At 43.2% G+C, this 23,562-nt stretch carries 24 protein-coding genes; 16 read left to right on the top strand and 8 right to left on the bottom strand.

Annotated features, from left to right (window positions below):
• Positions 1-97: 97 nt before the first annotated feature.
• A complete protein-coding gene (locus MKY73_RS16270) occupies positions 98-358 on the bottom strand; it encodes a hypothetical protein (RefSeq protein WP_339242352.1) in 261 nt (86 codons plus the stop codon).
• A 95-nt stretch (positions 359-453) separates the two neighbouring features.
• On the bottom strand, positions 454-582 hold the full coding sequence (locus MKY73_RS16265) for a DUF4023 family protein (protein ID WP_124114522.1): 129 nt from the start codon (positions 580-582) through the stop codon (positions 454-456).
• 204 nt (positions 583-786) lie between these two features.
• Between MKY73_RS16265 and MKY73_RS16260 the strand changes: the two genes are divergently transcribed.
• The 4 genes from MKY73_RS16260 to MKY73_RS16245 all read left to right on the top strand — a co-directional run bounded on the left by MKY73_RS16260 (position 787) and on the right by MKY73_RS16245 (position 4,253).
• A complete protein-coding gene (locus tag MKY73_RS16260) occupies positions 787-1,539 on the top strand; it encodes a helix-turn-helix domain-containing protein (protein WP_339302621.1) in 753 nt (250 codons plus the stop codon).
• A 124-nt stretch (positions 1,540-1,663) separates the two neighbouring features.
• Complete coding sequence (locus tag MKY73_RS16255) at positions 1,664-2,827, top strand: MFS transporter (protein WP_339302620.1); 1,164 nt, start codon at positions 1,664-1,666, stop codon at positions 2,825-2,827.
• Positions 2,828-3,045: 218 nt separating this feature from the next.
• Positions 3,046-3,612 carry a sugar O-acetyltransferase gene (locus MKY73_RS16250; protein WP_339302619.1) on the top strand — a complete coding sequence of 189 codons (567 nt, stop codon included), beginning with the start codon at positions 3,046-3,048 and terminating at the stop codon, positions 3,610-3,612.
• Between the two features lie 38 nt (positions 3,613-3,650).
• Positions 3,651-4,253 carry a sugar O-acetyltransferase gene (locus MKY73_RS16245; RefSeq protein ID WP_339308627.1) on the top strand — a complete coding sequence of 201 codons (603 nt, stop codon included), beginning with the start codon at positions 3,651-3,653 and terminating at the stop codon, positions 4,251-4,253.
• 198 nt (positions 4,254-4,451) lie between these two features.
• Here MKY73_RS16245 and MKY73_RS16240 read toward each other — a convergent pair whose 3' ends face one another.
• On the bottom strand, positions 4,452-5,885 hold the full coding sequence (locus MKY73_RS16240) for a glycoside hydrolase family 1 protein (protein ID WP_339242358.1): 1,434 nt from the start codon (positions 5,883-5,885) through the stop codon (positions 4,452-4,454).
• 179 nt (positions 5,886-6,064) lie between these two features.
• Here MKY73_RS16240 and MKY73_RS16235 point away from each other — a divergent pair, with 179 nt between their 5' ends.
• Positions 6,065-7,033 carry a LacI family DNA-binding transcriptional regulator gene (locus MKY73_RS16235; protein ID WP_339302618.1) on the top strand — a complete coding sequence of 323 codons (969 nt, stop codon included), beginning with the start codon at positions 6,065-6,067 and terminating at the stop codon, positions 7,031-7,033.
• A 212-nt stretch (positions 7,034-7,245) separates the two neighbouring features.
• A complete protein-coding gene (locus tag MKY73_RS16230; RefSeq protein WP_339302617.1) occupies positions 7,246-7,539 on the top strand; it encodes a DUF3817 domain-containing protein in 294 nt (97 codons plus the stop codon).
• 100 nt (positions 7,540-7,639) lie between these two features.
• Here the strand turns inward: MKY73_RS16230 and MKY73_RS16225 are convergent, their stop codons facing one another.
• Positions 7,640-7,777: a hypothetical protein gene (locus MKY73_RS16225; protein WP_339302616.1), complete on the bottom strand. Its 138-nt coding sequence runs from the start codon at positions 7,775-7,777 to the stop codon at positions 7,640-7,642.
• 118 nt (positions 7,778-7,895) lie between these two features.
• Here MKY73_RS16225 and MKY73_RS16220 point away from each other — a divergent pair, with 118 nt between their 5' ends.
• From MKY73_RS16220 to MKY73_RS16195, 6 genes are all read left to right on the top strand, one after another.
• Positions 7,896-8,240: a thioredoxin family protein gene (locus MKY73_RS16220; RefSeq protein WP_339302615.1), complete on the top strand. Its 345-nt coding sequence runs from the start codon at positions 7,896-7,898 to the stop codon at positions 8,238-8,240.
• A 135-nt stretch (positions 8,241-8,375) separates the two neighbouring features.
• A complete protein-coding gene (locus MKY73_RS16215; RefSeq protein ID WP_339242367.1) occupies positions 8,376-9,398 on the top strand; it encodes a LacI family DNA-binding transcriptional regulator in 1,023 nt (340 codons plus the stop codon).
• 116 nt (positions 9,399-9,514) lie between these two features.
• Entirely contained in the window at positions 9,515-10,504 is a 990-nt protein-coding gene (locus tag MKY73_RS16210) for an ABC transporter permease subunit (protein ID WP_339302614.1), read from the top strand.
• Positions 10,505-10,520: 16 nt separating this feature from the next.
• Positions 10,521-11,408: a carbohydrate ABC transporter permease gene (locus tag MKY73_RS16205; protein WP_339302613.1), complete on the top strand. Its 888-nt coding sequence runs from the start codon at positions 10,521-10,523 to the stop codon at positions 11,406-11,408.
• Positions 11,409-11,445: 37 nt separating this feature from the next.
• Entirely contained in the window at positions 11,446-13,089 is a 1,644-nt protein-coding gene (locus MKY73_RS16200; protein WP_339302612.1) for a sugar ABC transporter substrate-binding protein, read from the top strand.
• A 22-nt stretch (positions 13,090-13,111) separates the two neighbouring features.
• Positions 13,112-14,458 carry a glycoside hydrolase family 30 beta sandwich domain-containing protein gene (locus MKY73_RS16195; protein WP_339302611.1) on the top strand — a complete coding sequence of 449 codons (1,347 nt, stop codon included), beginning with the start codon at positions 13,112-13,114 and terminating at the stop codon, positions 14,456-14,458.
• A gap of 113 nt (positions 14,459-14,571) precedes the next feature.
• On the opposite strand, the gene MKY73_RS16190 is transcribed toward MKY73_RS16195, so the two are convergent.
• Entirely contained in the window at positions 14,572-14,979 is a 408-nt protein-coding gene (locus MKY73_RS16190; protein ID WP_244660886.1) for a hypothetical protein, read from the bottom strand.
• Between the two features lie 208 nt (positions 14,980-15,187).
• Here MKY73_RS16190 and MKY73_RS16185 point away from each other — a divergent pair, with 208 nt between their 5' ends.
• Positions 15,188-16,276: a hypothetical protein gene (locus MKY73_RS16185; RefSeq protein ID WP_339302610.1), complete on the top strand. Its 1,089-nt coding sequence runs from the start codon at positions 15,188-15,190 to the stop codon at positions 16,274-16,276.
• 56 nt (positions 16,277-16,332) lie between these two features.
• Positions 16,333-17,421 (top strand): glycoside hydrolase family 99-like domain-containing protein, encoded by a 1,089-nt coding sequence (locus tag MKY73_RS16180; protein WP_339302609.1) that lies wholly within the window; start codon positions 16,333-16,335, stop codon positions 17,419-17,421.
• Between the two features lie 26 nt (positions 17,422-17,447).
• On the opposite strand, the gene MKY73_RS16175 is transcribed toward MKY73_RS16180, so the two are convergent.
• The gene (locus tag MKY73_RS16175) at positions 17,448-18,293 is read right to left on the bottom strand and encodes an AraC family transcriptional regulator (protein WP_339302608.1); all 846 of its coding nucleotides are present in this window, start codon (positions 18,291-18,293) and stop codon (positions 17,448-17,450) included.
• 122 nt (positions 18,294-18,415) lie between these two features.
• Between MKY73_RS16175 and MKY73_RS16170 the strand changes: the two genes are divergently transcribed.
• Positions 18,416-19,873 (top strand): alpha-L-fucosidase, encoded by a 1,458-nt coding sequence (locus MKY73_RS16170; RefSeq protein WP_339302607.1) that lies wholly within the window; start codon positions 18,416-18,418, stop codon positions 19,871-19,873.
• Positions 19,874-19,995: 122 nt separating this feature from the next.
• Here the strand turns inward: MKY73_RS16170 and MKY73_RS16165 are convergent, their stop codons facing one another.
• Entirely contained in the window at positions 19,996-20,925 is a 930-nt protein-coding gene (locus tag MKY73_RS16165) for a ChbG/HpnK family deacetylase (protein ID WP_339302606.1), read from the bottom strand.
• Positions 20,926-21,331: 406 nt separating this feature from the next.
• On the opposite strand from MKY73_RS16165, the gene MKY73_RS16160 reads away from it, so the two are divergent.
• Positions 21,332-22,195, top strand: coding sequence for an exosporium glycoprotein BclB-related protein (locus tag MKY73_RS16160; RefSeq protein WP_339302605.1), 864 nt, complete (start codon positions 21,332-21,334; stop codon positions 22,193-22,195).
• 130 nt (positions 22,196-22,325) lie between these two features.
• Here MKY73_RS16160 and MKY73_RS16155 read toward each other — a convergent pair whose 3' ends face one another.
• Positions 22,326-22,760 (bottom strand): hypothetical protein, encoded by a 435-nt coding sequence (locus MKY73_RS16155; RefSeq protein WP_339302604.1) that lies wholly within the window; start codon positions 22,758-22,760, stop codon positions 22,326-22,328.
• Positions 22,761-23,562: the final 802 nt, after the last annotated feature.

Genomic DNA, 23,562 nt, shown 5'->3' with positions numbered 1-23,562 from the left:
GTCATGCGATTTCGTCTATTAAAATCATGAGATTTATAAAATTACATCAAAAAAATGGTGCCTTCCTTAAAGGAAGACACCATTTTTTTACTTCGAATTATCTGCGTTTCAATAACAGAACTCCACTGATGGCTGATGTTTTCTGGCGGTATACCACTTTGAATCCAATATCGTTGTCCAACAAACAGTTTAATGCATTGATCAATAATGCCCCGGGAACTAATGTAAATGTACACGGAGCGGTGTTTCCAATCACACGTACGCTTTGAATTCTGCGAGCAGAACCAGGCACGAGCGGATTTCTGGACCAGTAGATTAACACCAGATCCGGTTGCCGAACAGCATTGACACGAGCCATACCAATCATCTCTTTTCTATTAAAGGTTCTTAATAGTAGATGAAAAGTAGATGAAAAGGTGCTAGACAGAAGTCATGCTGTTCAATAAATAGACTCTACTTATTCGTAGAATGCTGTTTTGATGGCAACTTGTCTCCAGGTGTTCCCTTGCCATTGTTCTTATTTTGACGCGCTTTTTCGGCATTTTCATTAACTTTCTTCACAAAATCTTGCGTGCTTTCCATTAAAAATTACAGCTCCTTCCACAAGCAAAATGGGTATCCGATTCTTAATATAACCACTGGAAAGTGATTTTATTTTGGAGACATCGCTTAATTTAATTTTGATTCAAACAATCCCACGTTAGTTGGGACATACTGGACATGGGAAGTATAGCCGTCTAAACTAGATAGACCAGACATAATAAGAAGGGATGCGCCGATCTAAATATGTTGCAGAAATTCGGTTTTACACAATATGAGAGCCAGGTATACGAGGCTATATTTGCACAAGATGAACCGCTTGATGCCACATCCATTGTTAATTACTCGAACGTTCCCAAAGCCAAAATATATGAAGTGCTTAATCGACTGATCGACAAGGGAACGGTGCTGACCACGATGGATGGAAAGAAAAAATTATATATGGCCGTGGATATCCAGTCCGTTATTCATAAGATCAAGGCTGATTTTGATAAAGATATCGAGGAACTGAAGAGTTACAAAATCAAACGTACATTCACGGACGAACATATCTGGACGTTAAAAGATGAATCATCCATTGCATCAAACATTGAACAACTTATCGAGGAAGCGGAATCATCAATTCTTTTCCTGGCATGGAATGAGCGAATGGAGAAATATCGTGAACTGCTGGAGCAGAAGGAAAAGCAGGGAGTGTACGTTGAAGTGTTAGCCGTAGGGGAAATGGAGACCTCCTTAACGCGCAAATACTCGTTGATTCCTTTACTTGACGCGCCGGAGCCATCACAACTGCTCATTGTGGATCATGCTTATCTGTTGTTTGCCGGTGTGGAACACGATTCATGGCGAGCCATCAAGACGATGTCCAAACCGATTGTTAAAGCCATGACTGATTATTTCTACCATGATGTTGCCCTTACTCAAATTACAAAAAAATATGGTGACCAACTGTTGCAGGATGCTGAAATCGAGCGATTGCTCACCAGGTTGATCTATTAAACTATTCTCCAAAGAGAATAGTTTTTTTGTTATAACTTTATTTGAAAAAACAATGAAAATAACTATTGAAACTTTCATTCCTATGAGTTACTATCGTAGTTGTAACTTTTGAGGAGGATTCAACATGAATAAGAAAGTATATGTGCTTGCTATCGCAGCATTTGTGGTCGGAACCGTTGAACTGATCTTGGGCGGCATTCTGGACCTGATTGCTACGGATCTTCATCTATCCCTGGCTAAGGCCGGATATTTAATTTCTATTTTCTCACTTGTCTATGCGTTATCTGCGCCGATTTTATTAAATATGACGGCTAGATTCGAGCGTAAAAAGGTATATATGTGTACGCTGTTTGTATTTTTGATCAGTAATCTCATCTCTGCGTTCAGCACCAGCTTCTACATGCTGATGGCGGGTAGAGCTCTCGGAGCCGCGACGGGTTCACTTATTTTTGTGCTCTCCCTGACGCTTGCAGCGCGCATTGTGAAACCACAGTATAAAGGACGCGCGGTGGGGACCATTACCATGGGAGGCAGTGCCTCACTTATCCTTGGTGTACCACTTGGTATTTTTGTAGGGAACTTGGCTGGCTGGCGTGAAGTGTTTATGTTGATTGCCATACTGACCGCAGTGGTTATGGTAGCGATCTGGATTGCGATGGATCGAGTGCAGCCGATTCCTGCTGTATCCCTGAAGAAACAGCTTACGGCGCTGTGGAATCCGAAAATGTTGGCAATCCATGCGACGACTTTGCTTGTACTTGCGGGTCATTTGACTTTATATGCGTATTTCACACCATTTCTGCAAGAAACCCTGGGTGCCAGCGCAACGATGGTTACCTTTATCTATATGATGTTTGGGATCGCTGCTGTTGCAGGTGGAGGCATTGGGGGCATGTTATCGGATCGTCTGCATCCTGCTAAAGCGATCGTCATTGTTCTGATTCCCTTTATCGTGAGTATGGCTATCATTCCGTTTAGTGTTCAATTGCCTTTGATTGCCTTCTTGATATTGTTAAGCATCTGGAGTGCACTGAGCTGGACGGTTACACCTGTACAGAATAGTCTGATTATCAAAACGTCGCCGGAAACAGCTGAAACACTAATCAGCACCAATTCCGGTATAGCACATGCAGGTATTGCACTTGGTACCTATATCGGTGGCATGGTGATCGATCATTCATCGATTCTGAACACCGGATGGGTCGGCTCTGTACTCATTTTGCTTGGTTTGGTGTCTGCCATCTACGCTATTAGCGTGAAGGAAAAAACCATTCAGGCGGTTGCATAAAATAAAGAACTTAGACAAAAAATTTGAACCTCTGCATTCCCCTGTTCAATGGGGTGTAGAGGTTTTTGGCTATCTTACGAGATTGTGCGTGAGTAGAATATACCATTTTCATATAGAGCAAGACTTGTTTTATTCATTGTAATCTATATAATTAAAATAGTTTTAAAAAGTATTATCTAATGTTAAATTATATGATGTGTACCAAGGGAGCAGTGATCATGACCACAAAGACGGAAAAACAAAAAATGCTGGATGGCGAGCTGTACATGGCTTCTGATCTCGAATTGTCTAAGGATCGAGAATATGCACGCAGAATGACGCGCACATTCAATCAAACGACAGAAACGGACGGAGAGCTTAGAACCAAGTTACTGAAGGAACTGTTTGGATCTACAGGTGAACATCTGAGCATGGAACCTAATATTCATGTGGATTATGGATATAACATTCATGTGGGCAATCATTTTTATGCCAACTTTAACTGTACGATATTAGATGTGTGTGAAGTTCGTATTGGAGACTATTGTTTAATGGGGCCAGATGTACATATCTATACAGCTACTCATCCACTCCATCCGCATGAACGCAATACGGGGGCAGAATATGGCAAACCAGTCACGATAGGGAATAATGTCTGGATCGGTGGAAGAGCCGTCATAAATCCGGGTGTTACCATAGGGGATAACGTTGTTATTGCTTCAGGCGCTGTGGTTACGAAGGATATTCCGGATAATATGATCGTCGGCGGCAATCCTGCCAGAATCATTAGAGAGATAGAGCTTTAACAAATGTATAGATAGAAGATGGGAAGTGCCAGGATATGATGACTGAAAAAGAGAAATCTCAATTAGGGCTCTTATATAATGCCAATTATGATCAAGAGTTGATTGAAGAGCGTTTGTATGCCAAAGGACTTTGTTACGATTATAACCAGCTCCATCCAGGCAAGATCCATGAACGAGAAGCGTTAATTAAGAAACTGCTCGGGAAAACGACTGATCGTTTCCTAATTGAACAGCCATTTGTATGTGATTATGGTTATAATATTCAAATTGGTGAGAACTTCTATAGCAATCATAATATTGTCATGCTGGATGGAGGCAAAATCAGTTTTGGAGATAACGTTTTTGTTGCTCCAAATTGTGGATTTTATACTGCTGGCCACCCTTTCGATGTAGAGCAGCGCAATGAAGGTCTGGAGATTGTTGGACCGATCACGGTGGGGAATAACGTGTGGATCGGTGGCGGTGTGACCGTTCTTGCCGGTGTGACGATCGGAGACAATACAATCATCGGAGCAGGGAGTGTAGTAACCAAGAGTATACCGTCTGGGGTGATTGCAGCGGGCAACCCTTGCAGGGTCATTCGTGAGATAACGGAAGAAGACAAAACAAAGTACAGCAGGGATGTAGTGAAGACCATCTAGTGAAGAATAAATAGTGAACAACGTGATTCTCGCTAAAGAGAATGCCCGATGTGTATCATCGGGTGTTTCTTTTTGAAAATAAAAATAAAATCCCCAGACAAAAAACATGCCAAGGTATCGTATAACCGACACTTTTTTCATGTGATTTGCTGGGGGATAGACGGATGAATCTGTTACATGTAACTTTGCTAAAAAACTTTATCGCTGCAAACTTTTCCCGTTACTGCTGATCACTTCTTTGTACCAATGGAAGGATTTCTTGCGGTAACGTTCGAGTGTTCCTGAACCATCGTCATGACGATCAACATAGATGTAGCCATAACGTTTTTTCAACTGGGCAGAAGACGCACTGACTACATCAATGCAACCCCATGATGTATAACCCATAATTTCAACGCCATCTTCAATGGCTTCGCCAACCTGAACCAGATGATCATTCAGATACTGGATTCGGTAATCATCTTCGACGGTTTTCTCGCCGTCCGCACCCGTGATCAACTCATCAACAGCGCCAAGACCATTCTCTACAATGAACAGTGGTTTCTGATAACGGTCATAGAACATGTTAAGCACATAACGTAAACCTTGCGGGTCAATCTGCCATCCCCACTCACTTGCTGGCAGATAAGGGTTAGGTACGCCGCCAAGCAGGTTACCTTCACCTGCGATTTGTTTCTCGGGGTCTGCTGTCTGGCAGATACTCATGTAATAACTGAAAGAGATGAAGTCTACCGTATGAAGCAACATTTCCTCGTCGCCAGGTTCCATATGAATCTCGATTCCATTCTCCCGGAAGTAACGTTTCATATAACCAGGGTAGCGGCCTCTTACATGCACATCACCGAAGAAATAGTTGCTGTGTTCGAATTCCATGACTTTAATCATATCGTCTGGGTTCGGTGTCAGCGGGTAGGTAGGCATACTGAGCATCATACAACCAATCTGTGCCGTAGGGATAATCTCATGACAGAGTTTCACAGCAGAAGCACTCGCTACAAATTCATGATGGATTGCCTGATACAGATCTTGCTTGCTGAGCTTCTCCTTTGGCGTGTAGATGCCTCCACTCATGAAGGGAGCTTCCAGAATTGAATTGATTTCGTTAAAGGTAAGCCAGTATTTTACTTTGTTTTTGTAACGGTTGAAGACAGTGGTTGCATAACGCTCGTAGAATCCAACCATTTTCCGGTTAACCCAGCCGTCGTATTCTTTGGACAAGTGAAGAGGTGTCTCATAGTGGGATAACGTTACGAGTGGTTCGATCCCGTATTTGTGACACTCGTCAAACAGATCGTCGTAGAACTGCAGACCTTCTTCATTCGGTTCCAGCTCGTCCCCTTTTGGGAAAATCCGGGACCAGGCGATGGAAGTACGGAATACTTTGAAGCCCATCTCTGCAAACAGTTTTACATCTTCCTTGTAACGATGATACAGATCGATACCGATCAGTTTCATGTTATCTTCGGTTGGTTCTTCCGTGATCGGCCCCATGATGCCTTTGGGAGCTACATCCTGAGTAGATAATCCTTTGCCGCCTTGATTGTATGCACCTTCAGCCTGATTGGCTGCAATTGCGCCACCCCACAGGAAATTTTCCGGGAATTGATAGGTTTGATTTTGAGAGTTGCTCATCTGTATCGCTCCATTCATCAAGTTTATATTTAAAATGATCGATGTATGACATAAAAAAGCTTAAACGTTGTAACGGGTTACACGTCAAGTTTTACTTTTGATCCTAATCTGAGGCATACTATTATTCGAGGTAATCTTGGTTGAACTTATATCGTTCATTAGCAAGAAAGGAGTCTCCGATGTCCAAGTTTGATGAAATTATGAAGCGGTCCGGTTACTCAAAAGCGACAGTGTCACGCGTGATTAATCATTCTCCGCATGTTAGTGATGAAGCAAGGCAGATCATCACGGATATTATGAAACAGTTGAATTATATTCCCAACCGAAATGCGATATCGTTATCAACAGGGCAAACGAAGCAGATTGGAATTGTGACCTCTACCACAGGAGAAATCATTCTTACATTCATGAATCAATTCATTGATACAGCTATGGATTTTGGATTTCAGACGATTATCTATACATCCCGTGGAGATCCGGAGATTGAATTGCAAGCGTTCGAAGATCTGCGCAGTAAACGAGTCGATGGGCTAGTGATTATCGCTTGTGTCAATGACCCTCGCAAGTTGAAAGCATATTGTGAGTATGGTCCCATTGTCTCCTGGCAGCGAATGGGGAATGACGAGATTCCGTCTGTCGCGATGGATCAGGCAGAAGGGTATACGTTAGCTCTGGAGCATCTGGTTTCGAGAGGATACACTCGAATTGCAAATGCATTTGGCAGGGCTGAAAGTTTGAATACCCAGAGCCGCCGTGAAGCTTATGAATCTTTTATGAAGAGCAAAGGGTTACCTGTGTGGTCTGAAGCGTATCAATATTCTGTTTTCAGCTCCACAGATGGCGAAGAAGCGATGTGCAGAATGGCAGAGGGAGCAGAACTTCCACAAGCTGTATTATGTTCGAATGATTATGCAGCCATCGGCATTCTGAGTGAAGCACGCAGACGAAATATCCAGGTACCGGAACAACTCGCCATTGTGGGGTTTGATGATATTGAGCTTTCCCGTGTTCTCGGAATAACGACCATACACAATCCGATCGCAGAGCAAGCCACCCAAGCATTTCATCAATTATGGGCTGTATTGGGTAAAACAGAGTTGAAAACCGAGAAGCTGACATACCAGCTGATTGAGCGTGAGACAACTTGAATCCGTAAGACCTGAACCTAATGTGGGAATCGGGTTTTGTGGATTCAATAATTATTCAAATTTGAAGCATTTCCGTATTAACCTCATACGTTATACTGAGGATAAGCTTCAGAACAACATATCTGTACGGAGATGTGGCGTGAAGTTTTCGTATCATGTTACAAGTTACATATTTCACAAACGATTAAGCGGGAAAGGTGAGAATGGACCTTATGAAAACAGTGACAGGCCGATTCAGAATTGCGGGCATATGGGAGGGTGTGTCATTACTTCTATTAATTTTTATTGCTATGCCTCTGAAATATTTTGCAGATATCTCTTCCGCTGTAGCCGTAATGGGCATGATTCATGGTATTTTGTTTCCTTTGTACCTTATTGCGCTAGTTCATCTGGCTGTGGTTAAAAAGTGGAAGATTACGCGCTGGCTGATGGGTGTAGTGGCCGGTTTTCTGCCATTTGGAACTTTTGTATTTGAATCTTATCTTCGAAAGAGAGATTGGAATTAACATGTAATAAAAGAGGCAAAATCAATAGAATACAAATCAAAGCAGGCGACCCAGTACGGATGTTATCCGAATAGGGTCGCCTGCTGAGTTCTATCGAGTTTTATTTCACTACACCTGTTTGACGATCGGACAACAGGCTGACTCCAACATCGTCAGAGGCATTGGACACAGGTGCATAGGCCGAGAAGGAAGTAACAACAACCAGGGCAGTGAACAGAAATAAGAATGATTTTTTCATACCATAACCTCTTTCTTATGGGGATATATTCCATTTAATTGTAACGCATTTAAGCTATACTTGAAAAGAAAAAATTTAACTAAGAAAGCCATTGAATGATGGAAAGGGTTGAGTTTCTGTGAAAGATATTCATGAATTAACATCCATAGAAATGGTTGAAGAGGCTATTCAGCAACATGAATTCGTTTTTTTGTATGTATCTCGTCCGGAGTGCAATGTATGTCACGCTTTACTTCCGAAGATCAGGGCGTTGCTTGAACCTTATCCATCCATATATTTGGGGCACATTGATGCTAACGTAGTGGAAGAAGTCGCTTCCAAGTTTCTTATTTTTACCGTTCCAACAATGATCATGATTGTGGAGCAGAAGGAATATATTCGAGCGGATCGTTTTGTGCGCTTGGAACGTCTGGAAGAGCAGCTGCAACAGATTTACTCCATGTATAACCAGGATGGGGAATAGAAAGCGAAAGCTTCAGGAACGGCGGCTCATACGTGAGCCGTTTTTTGTGCTCGAAAATTAAAGTGTTGCCATGAAAACGGTTTTATGATAATTTAAACATTATAAAAACGTTTTTATAGCAAAGGAACAAAAATTATGGCAAAAATAACGATTAAAGATGTAGCAAGGGAAGCTGGCGTATCCATATCTACCGTCTCCAACGCTTTAAATGGTGTAGATGTCTTAAACCCGGAGACGAAATCACATGTCCTCAAGGTGGCAGAGCGATTGAATTATGTGCCCAACCTGAATGGCAAGCTTTTGAAGTCCGGTCAAACCAAAATGCTCGGTTTTTTCACCACAAGTGTATCGGGTCCGTATTTCTATAAGCTCGTCGAGTCGATGTCTCGCGAATGTGATCGTCTTGGGTATGGTTTGAATGTATTTGTGACCAAGGATAAACACGTTATTATGAGTAATATTCTGGGTCGGCGGGTGGATGGTGTCATTATATACGAAGAGCTTCGGATCGATGAGCAAGATATTATCGCCATGGAGAAAGACAAGATCAAGGCTGTTTTTCTGGATCGGGTCTATCAGAGCGATACGATGGGAAGTGTCATTTTTGACTCGTATGTGGCTGCTTACGAAGCAACCAAGTATTTGATTGGGCTGGGGCACAAGAAAATTGCTTATATTTCCGGTGTGGACACGATGTTCGATAGTGTGCAACGTAGAGATGGCTATCTGGCTGCTCTGCATGAATACCAGCTTCCAATCGATGAAGATTACATTATACAGGGGTATTTTGAAGAGGATAGCACATATAGTGCTATAAAATCTTTTCTTCATTTGCATCCCGGCAAGCGGCCGGATGCATTTCTTGCAGGGAATGACTTGAGTGCAATTGGCTGTATGCATGCGTTGAAGTCAGAGGGCTTTGAAGTGCCTCAAGATGTTAGTGTCGTGGGTTTCGATGATATTGATATCGCACAGTATTTTTCTCCACCGCTCACAACGGTAAGAAATCAGATTGCAAGACAGGGTATCCTGGCCATCAATCAACTGGTAGGCATGATCAAGGAGAAAGAACAAGGGGCAGCGCAAAAATTGGCGGGTGAACTGGTGGTTAGAGGTTCAAGTCATGTGAAGATCGACCGGAAAGACTATCGTACATAAGTTGACTCAGCTGCTTCTCCGGTCTTTTTTTACATAAATACAAACAAAGGGGGTTTTTATGGCCGAAAATAAAAACGTTTTTATAATAAATGTAAGGCGGAGGGGAGTACAAAAACGTGGATAAATTAGCCGTAGAAACTTTATCCGGTAAACATACGATCGGTCCTAACGGAAAGAAGCCCATCGGGCAACGGATCAAAGAATTCATAGTGGATTATCGAAGACAATGGGAGATTCAATCAATGATTATCCCTGGCATTATATTTATGATTATTTTCTGTTATATCCCGATCTACGGATTGACGATTGCCTTCAAAAATTACACGGTCATTGATACGCTTTCCACCGCTCCATGGGTAGGACTGGATAACTTCAGAATCATTTTGTCTGACAAATATTTCTGGGATGCAGTTGTGAATACACTGGGGATCAGCTTTTTGAAACTGGGGATCGGCTTTGTCATTCCGATTATTCTTGCGATCATGATCTATGAGTTAAACAGCGGACGCTTCAAAAAGTTTGTGCAAACGGTTTCATATTTACCCCACTTTTTGTCCTGGATCGTGCTCGGGGGAATGCTGATCACCTGGTTTTCAACAACGGGCTTATTTAACCAGTTGTTGCTTAGTCTTGGAGTGATATCGCAACCGCAGAACATTTTGCTGGATGCAGGCAAGTATTGGTGGATTGCTACCTTATCGGATATTTGGAAAGAGGCAGGCTGGGGAACGATTCTGTATCTGGCGATCATGGCAAAGATTGATCCTACGTATTATGAAGCTGCCAAAATCGATGGTGCAAGCCGTCTCAGACAGATATGGAATATCACATTACCTAATATGAGATCCATTATCAGCCTGAATCTGATTCTGACTGTAAGCGGTTTATTGGGGTCGAATCTGGATCAGACCTTGGTTCTCATGAACTCCCAAAACCGGGACAAAGCGGAAGTCATCAATTCGTACGTCTATCGTATGGGGATGTCTCAGGGTGACTTTTCATATGCAACGGCCGTTGGCTTGGGTGTCTCAATCATTTCTGTCATTCTACTCGTCACGGCAAACAAAATCACAAGCAAATTAAACGATAATCAATCTGTGTTGTAAGAAGGAGGCATCCCGCGTGAATGGAAAGGTGGCAAAAGAAGATCTCGATAGTCGGATCTTTGATACGTTAAACATGATATTGCTAATCATCTGTACAATCGTTATTCTGGTTCCGCTCTGGAATGTCATCATCTCTTCCTTTAGTTCAGGCAAGGCACTGGCGGAAGGCGGATTCATCTTCTGGTCACCGGAATTCTCGTTGGAGAATTACAGAGCGGTATTCAACGATCAGGGCATATGGCAGGCTTTCTTCATATCGGTGTCCAAAACAACGATTGGTGTTGTTACACATGTGTTCTTCTGTGCCATGGTTGGTTACGGTCTGAGCAAAAAGTACATAAGAGGCCGTAAATTATATGTTGCCATGGGTGTCATCACAATGTTCTTCTCCGGTGGCATGATCCCAACATATCTGTTAATCAAATCCCTTGGATTGTTAAACAGCTTCTGGGTGTACATTATTCCGGCGTTATTCAGTTTCTATGATGTCGTGATTCTGATGAATTTCTTCCGAAATGTCCCGGATTCTCTGGAGGAGTCGGCTAAGATTGACGGCGCAGGGGATTGGCATATTTTCCTGAAAATATTCATTCCACTCTCCATGCCTGCCATGGCTACAATTGCGCTATTTAATGGGGTGGGGCAATGGAACGACTTCATGACAACCAAGTTATACATTACCGATCAGTCACTGTATCCACTTCAGATGATGCTGTATGAGATTATCGTTCAGTCCCAGACCCAATCCATGCAAAATGTTGGGGGTTCAGCTGTGATCGAAACAACGACCAAAGGCGTGCAATTGGCTACCATTGTCATAACTACATTACCTATCGTACTGATCTATCCCATCGTTCAGAAATACTTTATCTCGGGAATGATGCTGGGTGCGGTCAAGGAATAGGAGCAACAAAAACCCCATTATGAGGAGGAACAAAAACATGTTGAAGTTGAACAAGGCATCAGGAAAAAAAGGGATTACATTGTTCGCGACATTACTTGCAGCAGTGATGATGATAACAGGTTGCAGCGGTGGATCTGGGGGCTCCAGTGAAGGGAATTGGGTATCCATTGAAGATCGGTATACGGTTGACCCGGAAAAGCCGGCTTGGCAGTTGGATAAAAAGGAAGAAGTTACAGACCTGACGTGGTACGTCAATGCGGACTGGTGGAACACCGATTTTGGCAAGGACATTGTCACGAAGAAAATTAAAGAGGATCTGAACATCAATATTAAATTCATCACGGGTGATGATACCAAGTTAAACACCTTTTTCGCCGGCGGAGATATGCCTGACTTGCTGACCGTATTTGACTCCAATTCTCCTGTGGTACAAAAAGCTGCAACCTGGGCCATGCCGTTGAACGATCTGGCGGAAAAATATGATCCTTACTTCAATAAAGTCGCAGCTGCCGATACATTGAACTGGTTCCAATTGGCGGATGGTAAAACCTATGGTTACCCGAACTATTCCAATACACAAGAGGATTATGACAGCGGTAACATTCCGGCCAAAACAGCATTTGTCATTCGTAAGGATGTGTACGAAGCTTTGGGTAGTCCGGTTATTGGAACGCCAGAGGAATTCCAAAGTGTGATGAAACGAATCAAGCAAGAGTTCCCTGCACTGATTCCGTTTGGATTCAACTCTATTGGTGAAGGAACAGGGTCACTCGGGGATACGTTGCAAGATTTCATCGGCGTTCCGCTGGAGACCGAATCGGGAGAATTCTACGATCGTAATCTGGATGAAGATTACCTAACGTGGTTGAAGACATTGAACACCGTATACAGAGATGGCAATATCAGTGATGACAGTTTTGCTGATGATGGAACGGCTTTTGAGGAAAAAGTAAAGTCTGGTAAATACGCGACCATGCTGCTTGACGGTACACCTCAACAAGGGGGAAACCTGCAAATTTACATGAGTGCCAACCCGGGCAAAGAATATATTGCAATTGATGGTCCGCAGAGCACCAAAGGCAATGCTCCGACATTGAATCAATCCGGGATAACTGGGTGGATGATTAATTACATCTCCAAGGATTGTAAAGATCCGGCCAAGGTGATTCAAATTTTCACATATTTGCTGAGTGAAGAAGGACAGACTCTAATGAATTACGGAATTGAAGGGGAAACCTACCAAACCAAAGCCGACGGTAGTGTAGAGTTGTTGCCAGCGGTGAAAGAACTGCAACTGAATAACGCAGATCAATTCAAAAAGGATTATCGGATGGGTGAGTTTATGTTCTTCGGTCATGACCGCCACAAAGCACTCAGTGCAGATGCATTTCCGGAAGCGATTAAACAGATGCAGGAGTGGGGCAAAGGCAAGCTGAAACCACACTTCATTTTGGAGAATATTAGTCCGGATCAAGGTACACCTGAAGCTCGTGCGTTGTCAGCGATTAACACCAAATGGAACACAACACTGGTTAGTATGGTACGTTCCAAGGATGATGCATCGTTTGACAATGCACTGGCTGCGTACAAGTCATTTTTAGGTGAAAACCGTTGGGAAGAGATTGTGAAAGTGCGCAGTGAAAAGATGAAACAGAACAAAGAGAAACTGGGCATTCAATAATTGAAACATGAAGGAGAATTCTATGACTACATTCAAAATGTACAAATCAACAGGAGAAGATGAATGTTTTGTACCTGTGTCCGTGAATCAATTGCAACCTCATGCTCCTGATCTGGAGACAACCACCATCCATCTGAATGATCAGCTAACGTATCAGGAGATGGACGGATTTGGTGCTTCTTTTACCGATTCATCTGCCTATTTGATTAACCAGATCTTGAGTGAGGAGCAGCGGGAAGAGGTTATGACCCGGCTGTTCCATCCTGAGATAGGTATTGGGCTCTCGGTCATACGTAACCCGATGGGTGCTTCGGACTATGCGAGAACGGTATACAGTTATAACGATATGCCAGAACAGCAGACAGATCCAGAATTAACCCGGTTCAGTATTATGCATGATGAAGAGGACGTTATTCCGTTAACGCAAAAGGCGTTGGCATTGAATCCTGAACTGAAACTGTTTGCTTCACCATGGAGTGCACCCGGCTGGATGAAAACGAGCGGATCGATGATTACCGGACAATTGAAAACGGAATGGTATCCTGTTTATGCCGAATATTTCGTGAAATACATTCAAGGGTATAGAGAGCATGGATTACCGATCCATGCCATCACACCACAGAATGAGGCGCTTTATGAACCAGGGCATTATCCCGGTATGTTGATGCCGGCTGAAGCGCAAGCGGAATTTATCAAAAACCATCTCAAACCAGCCTTTGTTCGTAACGATATTCAAACCAAAATTCTCTGTTACGATCATAACTGGGATCAACCGGACTATCCACTTACTGTGTTGGAACAAGTGGGAGAGGCAGTGGACGGCGTAGCCTGGCACTGGTATGGGGGTGATGCATCTGCTCAAACGAAGGTATACGAAGTCTTTGCAGGCAAAGAAGTACATTTCACCGAAGGCTCAGGTGGGGAGTGGATCCCGCCATTTGAACAGGCCTTCTCCAATGTGATGAGAACGGGGATTCAGATTCTGCGCAATTACAGCAAATCGTTGGTACTTTGGAATATGGCACTGGACGAGAACAACGGGCCAACCGTTCCCGGATTTGGCCGCAGTACATGTCGTGGGATCGTGCAGGTGAATCAGCAGACGAAGGAGCTTACGTATACACTCGATTATTATGCCTTGGCACACTTTAGTGCCTTGATTCGTCCAAAGGCTGTTCGCATTGAATCAACGTCCAGTGATCATGCGATCTGTTCCGTGGCTTTCAAAAATGTAGACGGTTCCGTCGCACTAGTCCTCTTCAATGATGGAGATGGGACGGGTAACGTACAGGTCAAGCTGCGTGACGATACATTGACGAAGTTTCAGCTGGAAAGCAAGAGTGCATTGTCTGTATTAATCAAAGGTTGATCAATGGATGAAGTTATAAATAGGTTTCATCAGTAACGAAAGCAAAAGAAGCGACGTCCGGAGAATACATGGACATCGCTTCTTTTGCTGACATTACCTGTGGATGGATCACCTTATAAAGGTTGAATGGCAAGATTGGGCGTTCCACTACTCTCATCTACGAACAGAATATATTGATTGCCAGCGGTCCCCGTTAAGACCAGACCGGGTTGACCTGCAACACCAGGATTGTAATACCTGAGCTGCTGTACAATCGGCAGAGCTACTGGAAGCACTGGTTGATTAAGTGCCATTAATTGTGTAGTAGCCTTGACGCTGTCTCCAGCTTCAATAACACCGCCTACACCCAGATTATTAACGATAGAGGAGCTGGCATTGATTTGGAGGCTGCCTGCTACGGTCTGGCTACCATTGACCTGTAGATCAACGCCAATGGTTTCATTACCATTGACTTGCAGATCTTGATTAATGGTCTGATTACCGGTGACAAGAATACTATCAAATGTTGGCAATGAGATCATCTCCTATATAGTATTCTTATATTCTATGAGGACAAGATTTGAACCGACCCGGGTGACTACACATTATATGTACGAGATAAAGCCCGTTTTACATGATGAGCCAGTGAAGCCATTAATAGAAGAAACCATGCCACTATTTCGTGCATATTGTAGCCAGAGAATGTTTTCGTACGGAACGGGAGGGTTTGCTATCCGAAAGAAGTCCAAAATGCAGGTTAAGTCTATAAAGAAGAATCGTTCAGTTCACGATGCAAACCAGTTATTTCTGAGACAGATGCATGCAGTACTGAACAGAAAACTCAAATCCATGCGCAAACATATGGCAGTACAGCAGTCGGATCTCAAGCAACAATGGTTGAAAATGATGCAGGAGGAACATGCAACTAATCGAGTAAAGTCCAAAGTGATCTATAAGGAGTTAAATGTGCTTCTGATTACACCGTGTAATGACCGGGAAATGTCATCACATTGTGTACTGATTGAACATAGCCTTAAACATCTCGTGAGGCATGTAAATGAGATTAAATATATAGAATCCGTTTCAGCCAGTCTGTCTGCTATGGAGGTTGACCTGATTCTGATTGTTGGAAGTGATGAACAATTGCCGAATGAGAATATCACAGCTCTAAAAGAATCAACCGCCAAAAAAGCAATTTGGTTGTCTCCGAATCAAAATGGAAGTCAGAGCGAAGCCATATTGCCATGGTTTGATCACGTGTTTGTGCAGCATTCATGGTCAATAAGTGATCAGTTGCATCTGGCAGGCTCTGCTCTTAATGAACTATTAATGCCCCCTGATCCCCATATTTTCTGTCCGCAAGCTGTTCCCCCGGAGTATGAATCGGATGTTTATATCATCGGGGATGCAGAACCGGGTAGCATCATCACAACTTTTGCCAAATCGGGTCTTCTGGATAACAAAAACGTTCGGGTGGACGGGAAGGGGTGGACTCCGCTTGGGGATTTCTATCCCGTTCAAAGACATGAAGCTCGTCAGATGTTGTATAACGGAAGCAAACTGGTCATTCATAGTGGAGAATCAATCCAACATTTGATGGGAATTGCCACATGCGGGACGTTTCAGCTCATAGGGCCATCGCTGAATCAGAGTAACATGGTAGACCTTGGTATCTTTCAGCAATACACTTCCGGTGAAGAACTCATTCAGAAGTTTGAATATTACTGGCAGAATATTGATGCAAGAAGACTGGCCGCTAGCCATGCTCTGGCATACATGAAATACAATCAATCCCATCTGCAAAAAACACTGCGACTGTTGGATATCATTTTTATATAACCATCAAGAATCTCGGGTGTATGCTGTATCATGTTGCTCCATTGGAGGCGTTCTGATTGAAGGTAATTGCTCTGCATCTACCCCAGTTTCACCGGATTGAGGAGAATGACCGTTGGTGGGGGGAAGGTTTTACTGAATGGACCAATGTAAAAAAAGCCACTCCCCTATATTCGGGTCATCATCAGCCGAACCAGCCATTTCAGGGGAAATATTATGATCTTTCCGATCCGGATGTACGAAAATGGCAAGCAGAAACAGCCAAACATCATGGCATTTATGGATTTTGTTATTATCATTACTGGTTCAAAGGTAAACGATTGCTGGAAAAACCGGTGAATGAAATACTGAGCAGTGGAGAGCCTGATTTCCCATTTTGTTTGTCTTGGGCCAATGAAACATGGACAAGAAAATGGGATGGCCAGGAATCGGACATTCTCATGGCCCAGAACTATGGGGATCAAGATGATTGGGAAGAGCATTTTAATTATCTGGTAAACGTATTTAAGGATAAACGATATATTCGAGTCGAAGATAAGCCGCTATTTCTGATCTATCGGCCAGCAAGCATTCCTCGATGTGAGGAAATGATACAGTTTTGGCGTGAATTGGCTCTAGAGCATGGCCTGAAAGGGATCCATTTTGTACAGACCATCGGTGGGTTCCCTACATTTAATCATCAGATCTTTGATGCAAGTATGGAATTTGAACCACATTACACCTATGCACATGGACATATGAATGGAATCTGGATCGAAATGAACATCGAGGGTCGGCAGCATATTGCTGTGAATTACGACAAAGTATGGTCCTCCATTCTGGAGCGAACGCCACATCGTAACGGAGAAATGATCTATCCAGGTGCTTTTGTCAATTGGGATAATACACCGCGAAGAGGCGTTGACGGCCAGAGTACGCTAGGGTCAACCCCAGAGAAGTTTGGGATATATCTGGCGAGGCAGATGGAGAGAGCGAGGACAGTGTACAATAGTGAATATCTCTTTGTTAACGCCTGGAATGAATGGGCGGAAGGGACATATCTTGAGCCGGATCAAAAATATGGTTACGCTTATTTGAGAGAACTCAAAAAAGTAATCCAGCAAGAGTTGTTGAACAGAAACAAGTCTGTGGGAGGGAGTTCCGAATGAGGGAACTCTCTCTTAATTGTGCTTGTTCATAAACCCTGTTTCGTAGTCAGTACTGTTGTTTGTCTACGGTACTCCGTAGGTGTGAGCCCTGTATGCTTTTTGAACTGTCTGGAGAAATAGTACAAATCACTGAAACCGAGATGCTCTGCAATAGCGGTGATTGTGTTCGGGGTGCAGGTCAGTAATTCCTTGGCTTTATCGATTTTTTTTCCAGTAATGTAGAGGATTGGAGGAAGGCCAATCTGCTGCTTGAAAAATCGAATGAAATAATTCGGATGCATGTAGGCAATCTGGGCCAGATCCTGAACTGAAATATTCTCTTCAATGTTGGAATCAATGTAAGCCAGAATGGTGGATAGCTTCTCCATAACCGGCACGTTAATAAAAGAGATCTGATCCAGATCGAGATTCATTATATAGTGGGACAGTAACTCGGTCAGTTTGCTTTTGGCCATCATATGGGCATAGACTGAGTCGGATTTTGCATATGCAAGGATACTGCTGAAAATCCCCTGAATCAACTCAGGTTGATCCAGCGTGCAGCTATTCGGAAATTTCAGAATTTGGAACAAATTGATTCCCCCAACCTTTGCACTAAAGTGACACCAATACTTGAGAAAAGGACGGTCATTAATGGCAGAGTAGGATTGTTTGATTCCTTCCGGCATTAAAATAAGCTGATTAGGCGTAGGGTAAAACTCCTCGTTCCCAATCTTGAGCCAGCCTTCACCTTCACATATGAAATAAAACTTGCTGTAATCGGGTGTATAATCCAGATCTCTCCAATCGATGTCGCAACGATTATAGTTGACCATGAATAATTCAACTTGCAGATTGGACAGATAATTTGTAAGCAACGTTTGGTGGTTCATGTTATTCATCTCCATACAAGGTTAGTATTGTCCATCTAAAAGTTAGTGTTCTGCATGTTTAACCTTTGGCCGTAACACTACAATACAAGTGCAGACGATAACGGAGGGAATGAGAACAGTTCATGGACAAAAAGGAATATTTGCAACAGATCGAAGCAACAATTGCGAACGGTAAATTTAAGGACAACTGGAGTTCGCTCAGCGCTTTCCAAGTTCCAGAATGGTACCCAAAAGCGAAATTCGGTATATTCATCCACTGGGGGCTGTATTCCGTCCCGGCTTATGATAGCGAATGGTATTCGCGAAATATGTATATTCAAGGCTCCAAGGCTTATGAACATCACCTTGCGGTGTATGGACCTCATAAGGAATTTGGATATAAAGACTTCATTCCGATGTTTCGTGCAGAGAAGTTTGATGCAGACGAATGGGCAACGTTATTCAAAAAGGCCGGAGCCAAATATGTTATGCCTGTAGCTGAGCACCATGATGGTTTTCAGATGTACAAGAGCTCTATCTCTCACTATAACACATATGAAATGGGCCCCAAACGAGATATTCTGGGCGAGATGAAGGTTGCATATGAGAAGCAGGGATTAACCTTATGTGTATCGTCCCACCGTGCGGAGCATTGGTTCTTCATGTCTCACGGGAAGGAATTCGAGTCAGATATTCAAGAGCCCCTGAAACGTGGTGATTTCTATTGGCCTGCCATGCCAGAACCGGATCATCATGATCTGTATGGTTCGCCTCCGACCGAGGAGTATCTGGAAGACTGGTTGATTCGTTGCTGTGAACTGGTAGATCAATATCAGCCGAAGGTCTTCTATTTCGATTGGTGGATTCAAACGGTTGCATTCAAACCCTATTTGAAGAAATTTGCGGCCTATTATTATAACAAAGGCGAAGAATGGGGCGAGCCTGTTGCGATCAATTATAAACATGAAGCCTATATGTTTGGCAGTGCTGTTCCGGATGTGGAGCGCGGACAGTTCGCTGATCTCAAGCCTTATTTCTGGCAAACGGATACGGCTGTCGCTAAAAACTCATGGTGTTATACGGAAAATAATAACTATAAAACGGCCGAAGAGATCATTCGGGATCTTGTCGATATTGTAAGCAAGAACGGAAATCTTCTGCTGAACATTGGACCCAAAGCAGACGGCAGTATACCGGATGAAGATCGCGACATTTTGCTGAGCATCGGCAAGTGGCTGGAAGTGAATGGGGAAGCGATCTATGACACATCATTCTGGCGCACGTTTGGCGAGGGTCCAACCGAGGTGAAGGAAGGGCAATTTACTGATGGAGATACCAAGGCGTTTACGAGTGAAGATATACGGTTTACGATAAAAGAAAGCAGTCTGTATGCCACGGTTCTTGCCTACCCGGATAACGGAGTGATTCACATTAAATCGCTGAAGGAAGGATCTCATCATTTCCAAGGCGTTATTCAAGACATTCAGGTACTTGGATACGAAGAAAAACCGCAATGGGAGAGATCTACGGACGCACTGACAATCACAACGACAACTGTGAAGAGTAATGCACCGATTGTTTTCAAAATTGAATTGGATTAATCTCAAAGATCATTTTCAATACGGTTATTATAAAAAGGGCGCATCCAGGAGTATTGTTCTCATTGGATAGCGCTCTTTGGGTTGTTTAACTTTTGCAGTGATAATCAATATTCTGCAATGACTTACACTCTTTTCCGGTTTCGAGCTGTAGACAGGCGAGACTTGATACCTCGTTTTTTGAATAATCGAGGTGTCTTTCGTTTGCGTTTAACTGCACGATTCGGGTTGTGACGGGAAGTTTTCTTATTTATGGGTTGTGGTGTTGATGGACTTATGGGGAGTTCACATGGTTCCTCCGGTGATTTTTTCAACGCTGTGTAGTTAACAGGCAAGATATTCAATGCCCGCATCGTACGGGGAATTTCCTCGTTCATGAACACGGCAAGTTCCCGCTCACGAATGTCCGTCCATTCCGAAATCCCAAGCAGAATATCATCCACATAGCCGGGGTGACATACAATCTCAGTGGTTCCTTCTTGCAGCGTAAACAAATGATGAAGCAGTCGCTGCAAACCTTCATTGTCTCCATAAGTATCCAATAATATCATCTCGGTCATTCGGGGGACGGGCGCTTGGGGAATGGAATGAACAATCTGAGATTTGCGGAGTGGTACATTTTCCCGAATGGCTTTTTCCGCCATAATTTGATATATCATGGGATCGTTCTGATGCAGCAAATGATGGGCATCCAAATGTGTAGGGTAACGGAAGGCTTCTATAAACCGATTCCATTGTGCATCAAGTTCTTTGATGATATCAGCGGGATCTCGTACATATACACTATTTCCGTTATGAAATGAACCATCTTTTTTCACTAAAGAAGATACGCTTCCCGGATCGCAAACAGGGCATCCGTATGTGAGGTTGAAATGCAGACCGATCCCGAAATCAGGTAGCGACTGTCCAGCATGCACTGCATGATCAAAGCCCGGCATATTGACCATCATCGAAGTACTCGTAATTCCTCCTGATTGATAGGCTTTGATAATGCCTTCGTTAATGGCAGGTGACAATCCAAAGTCGTCTGCATTAATAATTACTTGCCTGCTCATGTCCAGTGATCCCCCTCCTTCGGATTGAAAAAATCGAATAGTATCTAGCTAATATATTAAAGGAACACACAAGGGGATCGTACATCCGCACAGGTTTGCTAAAAATCTTGCTCTTATCAAATCAATACATGACCGTTTCGTCGAATGTGTCAAATTCAGTCTAAACATTGCAAAGTAAGGAGTGTTGTCCATCCCTGGGGAGAGATTTTCAGTTCATATTGCGAATATAATTCACGTAAGTGCTGTCAGTATGGCTCGACCAGACTTGGTATGAAGTAATCTTAGCTGCACAATATCGCGGAAGCACAATGGCGTTATGGGTATGTTTACTCTGACTCACTAAGGAGGGGATCCCGTCAGATGAAGTCAAAGAAACATTCTGGTCATTTTGATTCGGGCAACTGAATTGGCTATTACTACAGGGCTAAGAAACATTGGGAGTCAAGGTCCGGCTGGACCTGCAGGGCCTGCGGGTCCTCAGGGCGTACCTGGACCACAAGGCCCTGCGGGTGGTGCAATAGGAGCGACAGGTGCAACGGGGAGTACTGGAGCTGTTGGTGCAGCAGGTGTTACAGGAGCAACAGGTGATCCTGGTGTAGCGGGTGCCACGGGAGTCACAGGTGATACGGGTGCAGCCGGGATTGCGGGAGTAACCGGGGCTACCGGTGCCACAGGTGTTACGGGACTGACCGGCGCAACCGGGATTACGGGAGTAACTGGCAGCACTGGCGTAACAGGCGCTACGGGTTCGGGAGCTATTATACCATTTGCTTCTGGCGGACCTGCCACATTGACAACCATTGCTGGTGGACTGGTAGGAACGACAACTCTAATCGGTTTCGGAAGCTCGGCAACCGGAGTCAGCATTCTGGGTGGCACGATTGATTTGACGGGGATGGTTGTCGGCCCACTCATTAACTTTGCGTTCTCTGCCCCACGTGATGGCGTGATCACTTCCATCGCGGTCTATTTTAGTACCAGAGCAGCCTTGGCCTTGGCCGGGTCAACAGTGACCATCACCGCGCAATTATTCAATTCACCTACTTCGGATAATGCATTCAATGCGGTACCAGGGGCCATCGTTACACTGGAGCCGCCACTCACAGGTATTATTGCTTTGGGAAGCATCTCCAATGGCATAACAACCGGATTGGCGATACCGGTGACAGCAGAGACACGTCTTCTGCTCGTATTCTCCGCGACGGCAACTGGACTCAGTCTTGTGAATACCGTTGTTGGCTATGCAAGTGGTGGCGTAAACATTACATGATGCGATATACATTTTGATCTGGGGCCGACTCAATCGTTTCTTTCAAAAACATAAAGTAACCCCATGACTCATGAGAGCCATGGGGTTTGAACTTTTTATACATAGCTGTGATATCTATGACTACCAAGCATTAATAGTAAATGTCATAGCTTCCACCATAACCATTGGGTGAGTAAGCCACAATTTTATGATATCCTTTCAAGTTCTCAAGAGTGATGCTTTTCGTTCCATAATCAGACACGATTACTCTTCCATCTCCCTTCAGGTTTCCACTCATATCTTCAACTTTAAACACATATTCCCCTGTTGTAAGAGGATTAAATATAAAGGTGACACTTCCACTCAAGTAAATATCGGTACTATATCCTCCATTGAAATATTCTCTTATGGGATTTTGAGCAAAAATATTAATATCTTGAGCTTGGGACTGTTGTTGTGTCTGAACTTCCTGGGAGGAAGGGAGAGTTACCGTATGAGCTTCATCAGCGAATACCGCTGGAACAGATGCTAAAAGCATCGCCATGGAAGAAAGAGCTGCAATTGCTGTTTTTTGATATTTTTTCACAATCAAACATCTCCTTAGGGTATTTAAAATTTAAAATAGAGTAGAGTTCGTACTTGTCACAAAAAGACAAAAGATCAATAGAGCAGTAGCTTTCCTCACAGTCATTTCCTAGGATGAGAGTAAGGTTGATCTGGCGCCAAATGTATGTTACAAGACAATCGTACATTTTATTCCAAATATATATAATAACATTTGCAGGATTTTATATGCTTTTTTGTTAAATATATACTTTATTCATATATAGTTCACAAATTAACGTATATAAGCTCAGACGATTACGGAAAGGGAATACACGATTTGAACATGCAATAAACGAAAGGGGACACAAGCAGGATAAATCTCCGCTTTATCCCTTTGGTTGAATAGTAACCTTGACCATCAAAACGTAGTTTCATAGAACTACTAAATTTGATCATTTAGCAAAATGGAATGCATAATTGCGAAAAAATAGTATGAACGCGTAAGCGACATGAGACACATAAAAGCATTTAATAGGCTTATTTTCTATATTTTTCAATAAAAGTGCTTGTATATATCGAATAATGATTTTATACTATACCAATAAAATCCAATTAAATTCCTAATTGACTATTATATGTAATTTAAATGTTTGCACACTCACTCGAATCACGATCGAAAGTCATATTCACCACTCCTTAGAAAGCGTTCTGCTAACGCTCCTGATTACCCTTCCATATGAATGCTTATAGACATTCACTCTCGTCGCATAACTCAAACACCCAACCTATTACACTCGCGTCTTAACCCTTGAGGTATCAAATCTCCTAAACTTCCAAGTGAA

The sequence above is a fragment of the Paenibacillus sp. FSL R5-0519 genome, assembly GCF_037974275.1.
Taxonomy (GTDB): Bacteria; Bacillota; Bacilli; order Paenibacillales; family Paenibacillaceae; genus Paenibacillus.
Note: the sequence above shows the minus strand (reverse complement) of the source record. Positions and strands in the feature narration are given on the sequence as shown.